Annotated in this window: 15 protein-coding genes; 9 read left to right on the plus strand and 6 right to left on the minus strand. The window is 55.8% G+C overall.

Annotated features, from left to right (window positions below):
• Positions 1–42 precede the first annotated feature (42 nt).
• A complete protein-coding gene (gene hdeB, locus CSE01S_RS00895; RefSeq protein ID WP_042283018.1) occupies positions 43–372 on the minus strand; it encodes an acid-activated periplasmic chaperone HdeB in 330 nt (109 codons plus the stop codon).
• Between the two features lie 213 nt (positions 373–585).
• Entirely contained in the window at positions 586–1,473 is an 888-nt protein-coding gene (locus CSE01S_RS00900) for a LysR family transcriptional regulator (RefSeq protein WP_042283020.1), read from the minus strand.
• A 142-nt stretch (positions 1,474–1,615) separates the two neighbouring features.
• On the opposite strand from CSE01S_RS00900, the gene CSE01S_RS00905 reads away from it, so the two are divergent.
• The 6 genes from CSE01S_RS00905 to CSE01S_RS00930 are packed head-to-tail and all read left to right on the plus strand — an operon-like array spanning position 1,616 to position 7,330.
• Positions 1,616–2,314 (plus strand): CoA transferase subunit A, encoded by a 699-nt coding sequence (locus tag CSE01S_RS00905; RefSeq protein WP_042283023.1) that lies wholly within the window; start codon positions 1,616–1,618, stop codon positions 2,312–2,314.
• An 11-nt stretch (positions 2,315–2,325) separates the two neighbouring features.
• Entirely contained in the window at positions 2,326–2,982 is a 657-nt protein-coding gene (locus CSE01S_RS00910; protein ID WP_042283025.1) for a CoA transferase subunit B, read from the plus strand.
• A gap of 10 nt (positions 2,983–2,992) precedes the next feature.
• Positions 2,993–4,198 carry an acetyl-CoA C-acetyltransferase gene (locus tag CSE01S_RS00915; protein WP_042283026.1) on the plus strand — a complete coding sequence of 402 codons (1,206 nt, stop codon included), beginning with the start codon at positions 2,993–2,995 and terminating at the stop codon, positions 4,196–4,198.
• Positions 4,188–5,111: a 3-hydroxyacyl-CoA dehydrogenase family protein gene (locus CSE01S_RS00920; RefSeq protein WP_042283028.1), complete on the plus strand. Its 924-nt coding sequence runs from the start codon at positions 4,188–4,190 to the stop codon at positions 5,109–5,111. The genes CSE01S_RS00915 and CSE01S_RS00920 overlap by 11 nt, the downstream gene beginning before the upstream one ends.
• Positions 5,112–5,154: 43 nt before the next feature.
• Complete coding sequence (locus tag CSE01S_RS00925) at positions 5,155–6,549, plus strand: GntP family permease (RefSeq protein ID WP_199957257.1); 1,395 nt, start codon at positions 5,155–5,157, stop codon at positions 6,547–6,549.
• A 10-nt stretch (positions 6,550–6,559) separates the two neighbouring features.
• The gene (locus tag CSE01S_RS00930; RefSeq protein ID WP_042283033.1) at positions 6,560–7,330 is read left to right on the plus strand and encodes a 3-hydroxybutyrate dehydrogenase; all 771 of its coding nucleotides are present in this window, start codon (positions 6,560–6,562) and stop codon (positions 7,328–7,330) included.
• A 69-nt stretch (positions 7,331–7,399) separates the two neighbouring features.
• On the opposite strand, the gene osmC is transcribed toward CSE01S_RS00930, so the two are convergent.
• A complete protein-coding gene (gene osmC / locus CSE01S_RS00935; protein ID WP_042283036.1) occupies positions 7,400–7,831 on the minus strand; it encodes a peroxiredoxin OsmC in 432 nt (143 codons plus the stop codon).
• 331 nt (positions 7,832–8,162) lie between these two features.
• On the opposite strand from osmC, the gene bdm reads away from it, so the two are divergent.
• The 3 genes from bdm (at position 8,163) to maeA (ending at position 10,471) form a co-directional block, all read left to right on the plus strand.
• Positions 8,163–8,378 (plus strand): biofilm-dependent modulation protein, encoded by a 216-nt coding sequence (bdm, locus tag CSE01S_RS00940; RefSeq protein WP_042283038.1) that lies wholly within the window; start codon positions 8,163–8,165, stop codon positions 8,376–8,378.
• Between the two features lie 92 nt (positions 8,379–8,470).
• Positions 8,471–8,614 (plus strand): stationary-phase-induced ribosome-associated protein, encoded by a 144-nt coding sequence (gene sra / locus CSE01S_RS00945; RefSeq protein WP_042283041.1) that lies wholly within the window; start codon positions 8,471–8,473, stop codon positions 8,612–8,614.
• A 159-nt stretch (positions 8,615–8,773) separates the two neighbouring features.
• Positions 8,774–10,471: a malate dehydrogenase gene (gene maeA, locus CSE01S_RS00950; protein ID WP_042283043.1), complete on the plus strand. Its 1,698-nt coding sequence runs from the start codon at positions 8,774–8,776 to the stop codon at positions 10,469–10,471.
• Positions 10,472–10,582: 111 nt separating this feature from the next.
• On the opposite strand, the gene fdnI is transcribed toward maeA, so the two are convergent.
• The 3 genes from fdnI to fdnG are packed head-to-tail and all read right to left on the minus strand — an operon-like array spanning position 10,583 to position 15,176.
• Positions 10,583–11,239, minus strand: a complete 657-nt coding sequence (gene fdnI / locus CSE01S_RS00955) for a formate dehydrogenase-N subunit gamma (protein WP_042283045.1) — start codon at positions 11,237–11,239, stop codon at positions 10,583–10,585.
• Positions 11,232–12,116: a formate dehydrogenase subunit beta gene (gene fdxH / locus CSE01S_RS00960; RefSeq protein ID WP_042283047.1), complete on the minus strand. Its 885-nt coding sequence runs from the start codon at positions 12,114–12,116 to the stop codon at positions 11,232–11,234. The genes fdnI and fdxH overlap by 8 nt, the downstream gene beginning before the upstream one ends.
• A 12-nt stretch (positions 12,117–12,128) precedes the next feature.
• Positions 12,129–15,176 carry a formate dehydrogenase-N subunit alpha gene (gene fdnG, locus CSE01S_RS00965; protein WP_084588966.1) on the minus strand — a complete coding sequence of 1,016 codons (3,048 nt, stop codon included), beginning with the start codon at positions 15,174–15,176 and terminating at the stop codon, positions 12,129–12,131.
• Positions 15,177–15,367: the final 191 nt, after the last annotated feature.

Raw genomic sequence — 15,367 nt, forward strand, 5'->3', positions numbered from 1 at the left:
CAAAACCCAGCACTCTGGCTGGGTTTAAATAACGACTCAGATTTATTTGCTTAATTCTTTTTTGATTTCGTCTTTGATTTTTGTTAATTCGCTCTGAGGATGTTTTTTGCATATTTCGACAGCAAGCGGCACCGCCGTGGTGACGGTTTCGTCAAAGGTCACGTAATCCCCGCCTTTAAAATCTTCATCTTCGTTCAATACCCAGAAAGCCACGGGCGCCATGGTTTGCGGGTTCAGGTCAACAAACTCCTGGCAGCTCATCCCCCTGGGGGTAACGTCTGTTTTTGTGTTACTGGTCGCCGCATTGACGCTGAGACTGGTTAACAGCGCTGCCGCTAAAATACCTGCTGTCGCGAAGGAAAATGTGTTCATTATTCTTACTCCATTTATGAGATCAATAATCTCTACATGCGCGCTTAAACCGTTAATGTAGAACGAAAGAAATAATACCCTTCACGAACATGAAATAAATATGCGCTCTGATGTTATGGCTATTTTTTATATTTTTGGATGCTAATCCTGCTGTTTGCAAAGAGGCGGCTCTCCGTGAACTACCCCGCCGGGCAACCGGGACTAACCTGACGCTTAACTATATGCCTTCTTCAACGTATCTAACAATGCCTGGGCGGCGGTAGAGAGCTTATGATGGGCCGATCGCAGCACGCCCACTCTGCGTTCGATCACCGGACCGTCCAGTTCCAGGCACACCGCGCCAAGCTCGGTCATCTGCGTACGGCAGAGCGCGGGCACCGCGCTACCGCCGAGGCCGTTTGCCACCAGACGCCCCACGGTAACCAGTTGATGACTTTCCAGCGCCACCTCCAGCGGGCGGCCGCTTTGCGCCAGTTGTTCTTCCAGCATCAGACGCACAGCCGAAGGACGCTGGAGAGCGATAAAATCCAGGCTCAACAGCTCGCGCCAGCAAAGCCGTTCCCGCGTCGCGAGGCGGGAATCCGGCGGGACTATCGCCACAAAGCGGTCCAGACCGAGCGGGGTAAAGTGCAGATGCCCGGAATAATCCGGTTCGAAGGCAATCCCCATTTCCACCCGCCCTTCACTTACCATTTCAATCACCTGTTCATTGATCACATCATGAACGGTAACGTTGATCCCGGCGTAGCGGTCACGAAAGGCTTTCAGCACCGGCGGCAGGACGTTCGCCGCAAAGGACGGCATCGCCGCTACCGACACTTTTCCCCGCTGGAGTGTAAAGCGCTGGCGCATGGCTTCTTCAGTGTTATCCCAGTCGGCAATAAGCTGACGCGCCATCGTCAGCAACGTTTCCCCTTCCTGGGTCAGCGTGACTCTCCGCGTTGTTCGCAACAGTAATGGTCCCCCCAGCGATTCCTCCAGACCTTTGATCGTCAAACTCAGCGCGGGCTGGGATATATTCAGCCGTTCGCTGGCGTGGGCGAAATTCAGAGTGTGAGCTACCGCTAAAAATGCGCGTAACTGTTTGATGCTCATTCTCATTTTGCGCCCCATTAACTGTTTGAATACATTTAATTAACATCAAATTGATAAAAAAACCAAATGAGTGAGTCACAAATTTAAAATTAACAAATCATTTTCCGCCCCTAATGATGTCGGCAAGGACAACTGGAGGGGCAATGATATGTCTGGACTGGATAAACGCGTCGCTACGTATCAAGAGGCGCTGGACGGGATCACCGACAACATGACGCTGCTGGCGGGCGGCTTTGGACTCTGTGGTATACCGGAAAACCTGATTGCCGAGGTTCGCCGTCGCGGGGTTCAGGGACTGACAGTGGTGTCAAACAATTGCGGCGTCGATGGCTTCGGTCTGGGCGTACTGCTGGAAACACGCCAGGTACGCAAAGTGGTGGCCTCTTACGTCGGTGAAAACGCCCTCTTTGAACAACAGGTACTGAGCGGCGAACTGGAAGCGACGCTGACGCCCCAGGGCACGCTTGCGGAACAGTTACGCGCAGGCGGCGCGGGGATCCCTGCTTTCTTCACCGCCACCGGTTACGGTACGCCAGTGGCCGAGGGTAAAGACGTGCGGGAGTTCAACGGTCGCCCGTACATTATGGAACGCGCGATTACCGGTGATTTCGCGCTGGTTAAAGGCTGGAAGGCCGACTGGTACGGTAACGTTATCTATCGCCATACCGCGCAGAATTTCAATCCGCTAATGGCTGCCGCCGGACGCATCACGGTCGTCGAAGTCGAAGAAATCGTCCCCCCTGGCGAACTTGATCCTGCCGCGATTCATACCCCTGGCATCTTCGTCGATCGCCTGATTCAAGGCCATTTCGAAAAACGCATTGAGCAACGCACATTACGCCGCTAAGGAGACAGAACATGTTAACCCGCGAACAAATGGCTATGCGCGTCGCCCGGGAACTGCGCGACGGCTATTACGTCAACCTGGGGATTGGCATCCCCACCCTTGTCGCCAACTACATCCCCGAGGGCATGGACGTGATGCTGCAATCGGAAAATGGACTGCTGGGAATGGGGGCGTTCCCGACGGAGGACGAACTGGATGCCGATATGATCAACGCCGGAAAACAGACCGTCACCGCACGCAAGGGCGCGGCGATTTTCGACTCAGCGCAGTCGTTCGCCATGATCCGCGGCGGACACGTTGACCTGACCGTGCTGGGCGCGTTTGAAGTTGACGTTAACGGCAACATCGCCTCATGGATGATCCCCGGCAAGATGGTGAAAGGGATGGGCGGCGCGATGGATCTGGTCGCGGGGGCGGAAAACATCATCGTGGTCATGACCCACGCGTCTAAAAGCGGCGAATCCAAGCTGCTTCCGGCCTGCACATTACCGCTCACCGGCGTCAGTTGTATCAAACGTGTCCTCACCGACCTGGCGCTGCTGGACATTGCCGATGGCCGCTTCATCCTGCGCGAACGTGCGCCAGGCGTGAGCGTCGAGGAGATCGTCGCGAAAACCGCCGGCAAGCTGGTTGTGGCGGAAAACGTGCCTGAAATGCAGTTCACCTGAGGAGATGACCATGCAGGATGTTGTTATCGTTGCGGCCACCCGCACGCCCATTGGCAGCTTTCACGGCGCTTTAGCCCCGCTCCCGGCGGTAGAACTCGGCGCGTGCGTCATTCGCGCATTGCTGGAGAAAACCGCCCTGCCAGCCGATGCGATCGACGAAGTCATTTTCGGGCAGGTACTGACCGCAGGCTGTGGACAAAACCCGGCGCGGCAAACAGCCCTCCGCGCCGGACTGCCGGTCACGACGCCGGCGGTGACGCTGAATCTGGTTTGTGGATCGGGATTAAAAGCGGTGCTGCAAGCGGCTCAGGCCATTCGCTGCGGTGATGCGGAGATTGTTATTGCAGGCGGACAGGAAAGTATGAGCAACGCCCCCTACCTTCTGGACGGCGCACGGACGGGGCTGCGCCTCGGCCACGCCAGCATGAAGGACAGCGTGGTACATGACGGCCTTTGGGACGCGTTTAATGACTACCACATGGGCATCACTGCCGAGAATCTGGCAGAGAGGTTTGTCATTAGCCGTGAGCAACAGGATGCGTTTGCCCTTCGCTCACAGCGAAAAGCGACGCTGGCGCTCGAGGCTGGTTACTTTAGCGCCGAAATCACACCGCTAAACGTTCCGCAGGGTAAGAAACCGCCGCGACGGGTTGAGCGAGACGAACAGCCGCGTGCGGACACACAGGCTGAGAAACTGGCCCAACTAAAACCGGCCTTTCGTCCGGGAGACGGGACGGTTACCGCCGGGAACGCCTCGTCGATTAACGATGGCGCCGCCGCCGTGATGCTGATGAGCGCCAGCCGCGCCGCGGCGCTGAATTTACCGGCGCTGGCGCGCATTGCTGGCTACGCCGTTTCTGGCGTCGATCCGGCGGTCATGGGGATCGGTCCTGTTGAGGCCTCGCAGCAATGCCTGCAACGCGCGGGCTGGACGCTGGCGCAAGTCGATCTGATCGAAGCGAACGAGGCCTTTGCCGCACAGGCGCTGGCGGTCGGTCAAGCACTCGACTGGGACGAAAGCAAAGTTAACGTTAACGGCGGCGCTATCGCGCTCGGTCATCCGATTGGCGCGTCCGGCTGCCGCATTCTGGTCACATTGCTGCACGAGATGGCGCGACGCAACGTCGGCAAAGGACTCGCAACCTTGTGCGTCGGCGGTGGTCAGGGTGTGGCGCTGGCGGTGGAACGCACCAGAGGGGATCGCCATGCAAACTAACCGTTTCGCTGTCCTGGGCGCAGGACTGATGGGCGTAGGTATCGCCTGCCATTTTGCCCGTTCCGGGCATGAGATTTGGCTGTACGACACCGACAGAGCACGTACTGCGGAAATAACGTCCGTTGCTGGCGAGATCCTGGAGGAATTGATCGCGGCCGGGCAGTTTTCCGCGGCAGATAAAGCCACTGTCCTGTCCCGGCTGCAGGGGACCACATCGCTTGCCGATATTGCCGCTTCATCGCTGCTGATCGAAGCCATTCCCGAGCGCCTTGAACTTAAGCACGCGCTGTATGCGCAGCTGGAGCAGGTTATCGATCCGCAGGCCATCATCGCCAGCAATACCAGCGGGTTGCCGCCGGACGCGCTGGCGGAAAAGCTTCGCCATCCACAGCGCTTATTGATCGCCCACTTCTGGCATCCGCCGCATTTTATCCCGCTGGTTGAGATTGTACCGGGCAGCGCAACTGCGCCACGGTATATGCAGGAGGTTCAGGCGCTGCTGAGCGGTATGCAACTGGAAGCCGTGATCCTCGATCGCGCCGCGCCGGGCTTTGTCGGCAACCGTCTGCAGTTTGCGCTGTTGCGCGAAGCGCTGCATATCGTCAAAAGCGGCATCGCCAGCCCGGACGTGGTGGATCGGGTGATGCGCGCCTCATTGGGTCGACGTTATGGCATGGTCGGCCCGCTGGAAGCGGCGGACATGACCGGACTCAACACCGTTCAGGATATCTGCCGCCATCTGCTGCCGGAACTGGCTAGCGGCAGCGACATGATGTCGCTGGTCGCGGATATCGTCGCCAACGGTGACACCGGGATGCGCAGCGGCCAGGGGTTTTACCGTTGGGACGAGACGCGAAAAGACAGTATCCGCGAACGCAGACGGCATCAGCTGCGTTTTGCCCTGAAACCGTAACTTCTCTTTCTGTACCCCACAATAACAACGATACCGAGGAGTCATGATGAGTGTGTTAATTGCCCTGGCCGCGTTGGGTCTGCTGATGCTGGCAGCCTATCGCGGTTACAGCGTTATCCTGTTTGCGCCTATCGCGGCATTAGGGGCGGTCTTACTGACCGAGCCTGCCGCTGTCGGCCCGGCCTTTACGGGCCTGTTTATGGAAAAGATGGTTGGCTTTGTAAAGCTGTATTTCCCCGTTTTCTTACTGGGGGCGGTGTTTGGCAAGCTGATTGAACTGTCCGGTTTTTCGCGTTCAATCGTTGCCGCGGCGATCAATCTGCTTGGACGGCGTCATGCGATCCCGGTGATTGTGCTGGTCTGCGCCCTGCTGACCTACGGCGGCGTGTCGCTGTTTGTGGTGGCTTTCGCCGTGTATCCTTTTGCCGCCGAACTGTTTCGCCAGAGCCAGATACCCAAGCGACTGATCCCCGCGACGGTGGCGCTGGGCGCATTCTCTTTCACCATGGACGCGCTGCCGGGAACGCCGCAGATCCAGAACATCATTCCGACCAGCTTTTTTGGCACCAATGCCTGGGCCGCGCCGTGGCTTGGGTTGATCGGCTCCCTGTTTATCATTTTTGTCGGGCTTTTGTACCTTGAGCGCCAGCGGCGAAAAGCGCTAGCCAGGAATGAAGGTTATGGTACCGAGCTGCAAAACGAACCGGAAACACCGGACAATATCAATTTGCCCAATCCCTTCGTCGCCATTTCACCGCTGATCCTGGTGGGCGTGCTCAATCTGCTGTTTACCCGCTGGATCCCGGTCTGGTACGGCAGCACTCACCAGCTTGACCTGCCCGGACTGGCTACGCCGGTGACGACCGAAATCAGCAAGATAACCGCCATCTGGGCCGTTGAGGCGGCGCTGGTCTCAGGGATCCTGATGGTGGTGATTTTCGGCTATCGCAATATACAGGGGCGTCTGGCGGAAGGCAGCCGAACCGCAGTAGGCGGCGCGATCCTGGCGGCCATGAACACCGCGTCCGAATATGGCTTTGGCGCGGTGATCGCCGCCCTTCCCGGTTTTCTGGTGCTGTCTAACGCGCTGGCGGCCATCCCCGATCCGCTGTTGAATGAGGCAATCAGCATCACCACCCTCGCCGGGATTACCGGTTCCGCTTCCGGCGGGATGAGTATTGCGCTGGCGGCGATGTCAGATACCTTTATTGCGGCGGCAAACGCCGCCAACATTCCGCTGGAAGTGCTTCACCGCGTGGCGTCAATGGCCAGCGGCGGAATGGACACCCTGCCGCACAATGGCGCGGTCATTACCCTGCTCGCCATTACCGGGCTGAGCCACCGTCAGGCCTACGGCGGAATATTCGCCATTACGATCATCAAAAGCCTGGCGGTACTGTTTGTGATTGGTGTGTTCTATACCACCGGAATTGTCTGAGGAGAATGCGATGACTTTGAACGGAAAAACGGCGCTGATTACCGGCTCCACCAGCGGCATCGGGTTGGGCATTGCGCAGAGCCTGGCAAAAGCCGGGGCACGGATTATCCTGAACGGCTTTGGTGATGTTGAGGCCGCCAAAGACGCCATTGACGCCTGTGGCGTCAGCGCGGGCTACCACGGCGCAGATCTCAGCAATGCCGGACAAATTGAAGAGATGATGCGCTACGCCGAACGGGAATTCGGCGGCGTGGATATCCTGATTAACAACGCCGGGATCCAGCACGTCTCGCCGATTGAACATTTTCCCGTAGAGAAGTGGAATGCGATTCTCGCCATTAACCTCTCCTCGGTTTTTCACACCACGCGTCTGGCGTTACCCTCTATGCGCGCCCGAAACTGGGGCCGCATCATCAATATCGCCTCGGTGCATGGGCTGGTGGCCTCAAAAGACAAAGCGGCCTACGTCGCGGCCAAGCACGGCGTGGTGGGGTTCACGAAGACCACCGCTCTGGAAACCGCGCAGACCGGCATAACCTGTAACGCGCTCTGTCCAGGATGGGTGCTGACTCCGCTGGTACAACAGCAGATCGACAAACGCATCGCGGAAGGCGCAGACCCCAGTGACGCGCGGGAAGCGTTATTAGCGGAAAAACAACCCTCGCGGGCGTTTGTCACACCCGAGCAATTAGGGGAACTGGCTCTGTTTTTATGTTCCGAAGGCGCGGCCCAGGTTCGCGGCGCGGCGTGGAATATGGATGGAGGGTGGGTGGCGCAGTAATGCGGTTTGGCGTCGCCCGGAGACGTTTTGTTTACCGGGTGACGCCCCGTCACCCGGTAACAGGGCTTGTCAGGCTTTCAGCTGATAATCGAGGGTGATTTCCGCTTTCAGCACCTGAGACACCGGGCATCCCGCTTTGGCTTTCTGGATAATGCCGTCAAAAGTTTCCGCATCAATCCCTGGCACGCGCACTTCGCTGTGCAACGCGATTTTGGTAATTGCAAACCCGTTATCCACTTTGTCCAGTGACACATCGGCAGTGGTATCAATCGCCTCTGGCGTAAAGCCCGCTTCACCCAGCATCAACGAAAGCGCCATAGAAAAGCACGCCGCATGCGCCGCGCCAATCAGCTCCTCCGGATTCGTGCCCTTTGCGCCTTCAAAACGGGTATTGAAGCCATAAGGCTGTTGATTCAGGACACCGCTTTCGGTAGAAACAGTGCCTTTTCCACGTTTAATGTCGCCTTCCCAGTGTGCCTGACCTTTTTTATGGATTGTCATTGCTGCTCTCCTGTTGGCTCAAAAATGCAAGTATAGACCATGGCTGGCAGGTCTGATGGACTATTCAATAAAATTCAGAATACGATTAAAATGAAAAATAACGCTTGCCCCAATACCATATAGATTATATTTACAGGCATATTAAATATATATTAAAGCGTGATGAACGCGAATTAAAACCCTTTTAAACACCGGCAAATCAGAGAGTTAAAATAGTTTTATTATCTTCCAGGACTTTTCTGAGCTACAGCGATAAAAATATTTGCCATTCTGAATGTGAATTAAATTTCTGCGAGCCGTACTTATAAATACACCGACACGGAGGCATCCTATGTTTACTTATTACTCAGCAAATACCTCAAACGCACAACCGGCTTTGGTTCATGCTATTGAGCAAGGTCTCCGCGCAGAACATGGCGCTGTCACCGAAGATGACATTTTAATGGAACTGACCAAATGGGTGGAAGCCACCGACAATGACATCCTCAGTGACATCTACCAGCAAACGATCAATTATGTGGTCAGCGGCCAGCACGCTTCTGCATAAGGTGCTATGCTGATACCGCAACCTAAGGGGTTACGTTTCTTTCGCATTGGCGAATTTGTCCTTAAAACTTGGAACAGGATTGAGGAGTTAAAATGAAATCGAACCGTCAGGCCCGTCATATTCTTGGACTGGACCATAAAATTTCCAATCAGCGCAAACTGGTGACGGAAGGCGACACGTCCAGCGTGGTGAACAACCCTACCGGCAGAAAGCGTCGTCCGGATAGCAAAAAGTAACCGCGTAGTCAGAATCTGATGATAAACACCATCGCAAAAGCGATGGTGTTTTTGTTTCCAGGGGGCATGATGCTTTATACTCGGTGTCCGATGCCCTGGTTGAACGGCACAGTATTATAAAAGGAGCCAGGGACGGAAATTCAAAAAAGAGTGAGTGACATGGAAACCAAAAGCAAAAAAATGCGTTCCCTTTATATTCCTTACGCTGGCCCGGTACTGCTGGAGTTCCCCCTGTTAAATAAAGGGAGTGCTTTCAGCATGGAAGAACGTCGTAACTTCAACCTGCTGGGGTTACTGCCGGAAGTGGTCGAGACGATCGAAGAACAGGCTGAACGCGCGTGGATCCAGTATCAGGGATTCAAAACCGAAATCGACAAGCACATCTACCTGCGCAACATTCAGGATACCAACGAAACCCTATTCTACCGCCTGGTAAACAATCATCTTGATGAGATGATGCCGGTTATTTATACCCCGACAGTCGGCGCGGCATGTGAACGCTTTTCCGAGATTTACCGTCGCGCCCGCGGCGTTTTTATCTCGTACCAGAACCGTCACAACATGGACGACATCCTGCAAAACGTACCAAACCACAATATCAAAGTTATCGTGGTGACCGACGGCGAGCGGATTCTGGGCCTGGGTGACCAGGGGATCGGAGGGATGGGCATTCCTATCGGTAAGCTGTCGCTGTACACCGCCTGCGGCGGCATCAGTCCGGCGTATACCCTGCCTGTTGTGCTTGATGTGGGTACCAACAACCCGCAGTTGCTCAACGATCCGCTGTATATGGGCTGGCGTAACCCACGCATCACCGACGATGACTATTATGAATTTGTCGACGAATTCATCCAGGCCGTTAAGCACCGCTGGCCGGATGTGCTGTTGCAGTTTGAGGATTTCGCGCAGAAAAACGCAATGCCGCTGCTGAACCGCTATCGTAATGAAATATGTTCCTTTAACGACGACATTCAGGGTACTGCGGCGGTGACCGTCGGGACGCTGATTGCCGCCAGCCGTGCGGCAGGCAGCCAGCTCAGCGAACAGAAAATCGTCTTTCTCGGCGCAGGCTCCGCCGGTTGCGGCATTGCCGAGCAGATCATTGCCCAGACTCAGCGCGAAGGCCTTAGCGAAGAAGCCGCGCGGCAGAAAGTGTTTATGGTGGATCGTTTTGGTCTGCTTACCGATCAGATGCCGAACCTGCTCTCCTTCCAGACCAAACTGGTGCAGAAGCGTGAGAATCTGAAGACGTGGGACACCGACAGTGAAGTGCTGTCGCTGCTGGATGTGGTGCGTAACGTTAAACCGGATATTCTGATTGGCGTCTCCGGGCAAACCGGTCTGTTTACCGAAGAGATCATTCGCGAGATGCACAAGCACTGTCCGCGCCCCATCGTCATGCCGCTGTCAAACCCGACTTCACGGGTGGAAGCCACGCCGCAGGACATCATTACGTGGACCGAAGGTAACGCGCTGGTCGCGACCGGCAGTCCGTTCGCGCCGGTCGTCTGGAAAGATAAAGTCTTCCCTATCGCCCAGTGCAACAACGCTTATATCTTCCCGGGCATTGGTCTGGGGGTTATCGCCTCAGGCGCGTCGCGTATTACCGATGAAATGCTGATGTCGGCCAGCGAGACGTTGGCGCAGTACTCGCCGCTGGTGCTTAACGGTGAAGGTCTGGTGCTGCCGGAACTCAAAGATATCCAGACGGTATCCCGCGCCATCGCTTTTGCTGTCGGCAAAATGGCGCAGCAGCAAGGCGTGGCGGTGAAAACCTCTGCCGAAGCGCTGCAACAGGCTATCGACGACAATTTCTGGCGCGCGGAATACCGCGACTATCGCCGCACCTCTATCTGATGTTTTGCCCGGTGGCGCTTGCGCTTACCGGGCCTACGCTTTTGCCTTCAGAAATTTTCTACAGATAAAAAAAGGCGCGACCGCAGTCACGCCTGTTGGACTATGAGGGGATTAACGTAACCCTTCCTCACTCTCTTTTTTCGCTTCGGCTTTCTCGATCTGGCGATACCAGCGCGGATGGTGTTTCTTCGCCCAGCGACGACTCACCTTTCCTTCAATCATCCCCTTGATCGACCCTTTCACCCAAAATGCCATATACATATGGATAAGGATCGCGTGCATCAGGATGATGCCGGCAGCGGCATGGATCAGCAGACTGTAACGCACTACCTGCATCGGGAAATACTGCGCGAAGTACGGGCGCCAGATGATCACGCCGGTGACCAGCAGCACAAAAATCATGCTCATGATCGACCAGAACATCATCTTCTGCCCGGCGTTGTATTTGCCGACATCCGCCACTTTGTGTTCGTTGCCTTTCAGCACTTCCACAATGTTTTTCAGCCACGGAATGTCTTTCTTATCCGGAATGTTGTGGTGGACAAAACGCACAAACATGAACATCAGGACGATAAAGATCGCCACGCCGAAGAACGGGTGCAGAATGCGTCCCATCTGCGGCGTCCCGAAGGTCTGCGTCAGCCATTGCAGGGTCGGAAAGAAAAACGAAATCCCCGACAGCGCCACCAGGAAGAAGCAAATGACCACCGTCCAGTGACAGGCGCGGTCGATAAACTTCGTGCGCACAATCATTTTCGACTTACTCATGATGCTCCTCCTCGTCATCGTCCACTTCTTTGTTCGGGCCAATACCAATGTAGTGATAGATAAGCCCGGCAAAGGTGGCGATAAAGCCAGCGGCAGCTAACGGTTTCAGCGCCCCTTTCCACAGATTGATTGAGGTGTCGACCTTCGGCTCATTCGGCAGACCATGATACAGCTCCGGCTGGTTCGCGTGGTGCAGCACGTACATTACGTGCGTCCCGCCGACGCCCTGCGGATTGTAGACGCCTGCGTGTTCATAGCCGCGCGCTTTCAGCTTCTCGACGCGCTGCTCGCCCAGCTCCAGCATCTCTTTCTTGGTGCCGAAGTGGATTGCCCCGGTCGGACAGGTTTTCACACAGGCCGGTTCCTGACCCACGCTCACCCGATCGACGCAAAGCGTACATTTATAGACGCGGTTATCCTCTTTATTGAGGCGCGGCACATTAAATGGACACCCGGCGATGCAGTAGCCACAGCCGATGCAGTGCTCTGACTGGAAATCGACGATCCCGTTGGCGTACTGGATGATCGCGCCGGCAGACGGGCACGCCTTCAGACAGCCCGGATCTTCACAGTGCATACAGCCGTCTTTGCGGATCAGCCATTCCAGTTTGCCGTTCTGCTCGGTTTCGCTAAAGCGCATCACCGTCCACGACTTGGCGCTGAGATCGGCGGGGTTGTCGTACACCCCGACGCAATGGCCCACCTCATCACGAATGTCGTTCCACTCTGAACACGCCACCTGGCAGGCTTTACAGCCTACGCAGGAGGAGACATCAATGAGCTTGGCGACTTCAGCCTTGTAATCACGCGCCCGTGGGGGCGGCGTGATGGAGTTGGTTGCGGACTGTTTGATAATGTCCTGCGTTTCCAAAGACATATGCTAGCCCCCTTACGCCTTCTCGATGTTAACTAAAAACGCTTTGTATTCCGGCGTTTGCGAGTTTGAATCACCGACGTTTGGCGTCAGGGTATTGGCGATATAACCTTTACGCGCCACCCCTTCAAAGCCCCAGTGCAGTGGGATCCCAACGGTTTCAACCTGCTGACCGTTCACGTTCAGCGTACGCAGGCGGCGGGTAACAACCGCTACCGCACGGATAAACCCACGCTTGCTGCTCACCGTAACGCGATCGCCATTGGCGATGCCTTTGGCCGCCGCCAGCGTTTCGCTGATCTCCACGAACTGTTCCGGCTGCGCGATGGCATTCAGCAGCGCGTGTTTGGTCCAGGTGTGGAAGTGTTCGGTCAGACGATAGGTTGTTCCCACATACGGGAATTTATCCTTCTTGCCTAAGCGCAGTACGTCGTCTTCATAGATGCGAACCACCGGGCTGGAAACCACGTTCGGATGCAGCGGGTTGGTCCCCAGCGGCGTTTCCATTGGCTCGTAGTGTTCCGGGAACGGCCCTTCCGCCAGTTTATCCAGCGCGAACAGACGCCCAACGCCCTCCGGCTGCATAATGAACGGACCGGTTTTGCTTCCCGGCGGCGCGGTGTTGAAGTCCGGGATATCGTTCCCCGTCCACTTCGTCCCGTTCCACTGGATCAGCATTCGCTTCGGATCCCACGGTTTACCGTTGATGTCCGCCGATGCGCGGTTATACAGTACGCGGCGGTTCAGCGGCCACGCCCATGCCCAGCCCAACGTATTACCCAACCCGGACGGATCGGCGTTATCGCGGTTGGCCATCTGGTTGCCCTGCTCGGTCCAGCTACCGGTGTAGATCCAGCAGGAGGAAGACGTGGTGCCGTCGTCACGCAACTGCGCGAAACTGCTCAACAGTTGCCCTTTCTTCGCAATCAGCGCGCCGTTGGCGTCATAGAGATCGGCCAGCGCGTAGCCGTTGTTCTCTTTCGCCACTTCTTCCGATTCCGGATGATCCGGCTGTTTGTAGCTCCAGCGCATTTTGAGCAGCGGTTCTGCGCCTTTACCGCCTTCTGTGCGATACATCTCGCGCAGACGGTGGTAAATACCCGCCAGAATTTCGCCGTCGTTACGCGCTTCACCCGGCGCGTCCTGCCCTTTCCAGTGCCACTGCAGCCAGCGACCGGAGTTGGCAATCGAACCATCTTCTTCTGCAAAGCAGGTGGATGGCAAACGGAACACTTCAGTCTGAATCGCTGCCGGATCGACGTCGTTCGACTCGCCGTGGTTCTGCCAGAAAGTCGAGGTTTCGGTCACCAGCGGATCGATCACCACCATGTACTTCAGCTTGCTCAGGCTGCGGACCACTTTGTTTTTGTCCGGGAAGGACGCAACCGGGTTAAAGCCCTGGCAAATGTAGCCGGTGACTTTTCCGCTATCCATCATATTGAAATATTTGATAACGTCATAAGCTTGGTCCCACTTCGGCAACCAGTCGAAGCCCCAGTTATTCTCTTTTTGCGCGTCGTCGCCATAGAATGCTTTCATCAGACTGACGGCAAACTTCGGATAGTTGCTCCAGTAGTTCACCTGATCGGCCTGGGTCGCTTTAGGCGTGTTGGCGTCAAGCCAGCTCTGCCAGTCGCCGTGCTTTTCGGACGGCAGCGTCAGATAGCCAGGCAGGCTGGTAGACAGCAGACCGAGATCGGTTAAGCCCTGAATGTTGGAGTGACCGCGCAGGGCGTTAACCCCGCCGCCTGCCATCCCCATGTTGCCGAGCAGCAGCTGAATCATCGCCATCGTACGGATGTTCTGTGCGCCGACGGTATGCTGCGTCCAGCCCAGCGCGTACAGGAACGTGGTGGTTCTGTCGGCGGCACTGGTGGAAGCCAGCACTTCACAGACCTTCAGGAAGTCAGCTTTCGGTGTACCGCAGATGTTTTCCACCACGTCCGGCGTATAGCGGGAAACATGCTGTTTCAACAGGTTCCATACGCAGCGCGGATGCGTCAGCGTGTCGTCGCGTCTGGCATAGCCGTTTTCATCGAACTGGTAGTTCCAGGACGACTTATCGTACTGCCTTTTTTGCGCGTCGTAACCGCTGAACAGTCCATCTTCAAAAGCAAAATCATCACGCACCAGCAGGCTGGCGTTGGTGTAATGCTTAACGTACTCCGCGTTGATTTTGTTATTTTCGATCAGGTACAGCAACACGCCGGACAGGAACGTAATGTCCGTGCCGGAACGAATCGGCGCGTAAATATCCGCTACCGAGGCTGTACGCGTAAAGCGTGGGTCAACAACAATCAACGTGGCGTCATTGTTGTTTTTCGCTTCCATCGCCCAGCGGAATCCCACCGGATGGGCTTCAGCGGCGTTACCGCCCATCACCATCACGACGTTAGCGTTTTTAATATCGACCCAGTGGTTGGTCATCGCACCGCGACCAAATGTTGGAGCAAGACTTGCTACCGTTGGTCCGTGTCAGACGCGCGCCTGGTTGTCGACAGCCAGCATGCCGAGCGAGCGCACAAACTTCTGCGTCAGCATGCCGGTTTCATTACTGGCGGCTGAGGCGCACAGCATCCCTGTTGAAAGCCAACGGTTAACCGTAACGCCCTGCTCGTTCTTTTCAATAAAGTTGGCGTCGCGGTCAGCTTTCATCAGTTTTGCAATGCGGGTAAACGCTTCATCCCAACTGATGCGTTGCCATTTATCGGAACCCGGCGCACGGTATTCCGGATAGCGCAGACGGTTTTCACTGTGAACATAATCCAGCAGGCCTGCGCCTTTTGGACACAGCGCACCACGGCTTACCGGATGATCCGGGTCCCCCTCAATGTGATAAATCGCTTCCTTCGCGTTTTTAGCTCCATCCCCCAGGCTATACATTAATAGCCCGCAACCCACGGAACAGTATGTGCAGGTGTTTCGGATCTCTTTCGCGCGCAATAGCTTATAATTTCGCGCCTGAGCCAGTGCCATTTTTGGGGTGAATCCCAGCGCTGCCACTGTGGTTCCGGCCATACCGCCCGCGCAGATTTTAAAAAACTTTCTGCGGCTGACGTCCATTGCTTTCCTCTTTTTTCCAGAGTGAGATACCCGCCATCTTTCTTCCTGCACGAAAGCAGGGTGAAAAATGTCGCGTATAAACTTCCGCGAGGAAACTAACAGCAATAACCTTACGCATATTGCGTCAAATCAATAACGAAACGCTTCCGCTACTAAATAGTGCCTTTTGCCGGTTTTATATACCACCTTAG

Source organism: Citrobacter sedlakii NBRC 105722 (assembly GCF_000759835.1).
GTDB lineage: Bacteria > Pseudomonadota > Gammaproteobacteria > Enterobacterales > Enterobacteriaceae > Citrobacter_A > Citrobacter_A sedlakii.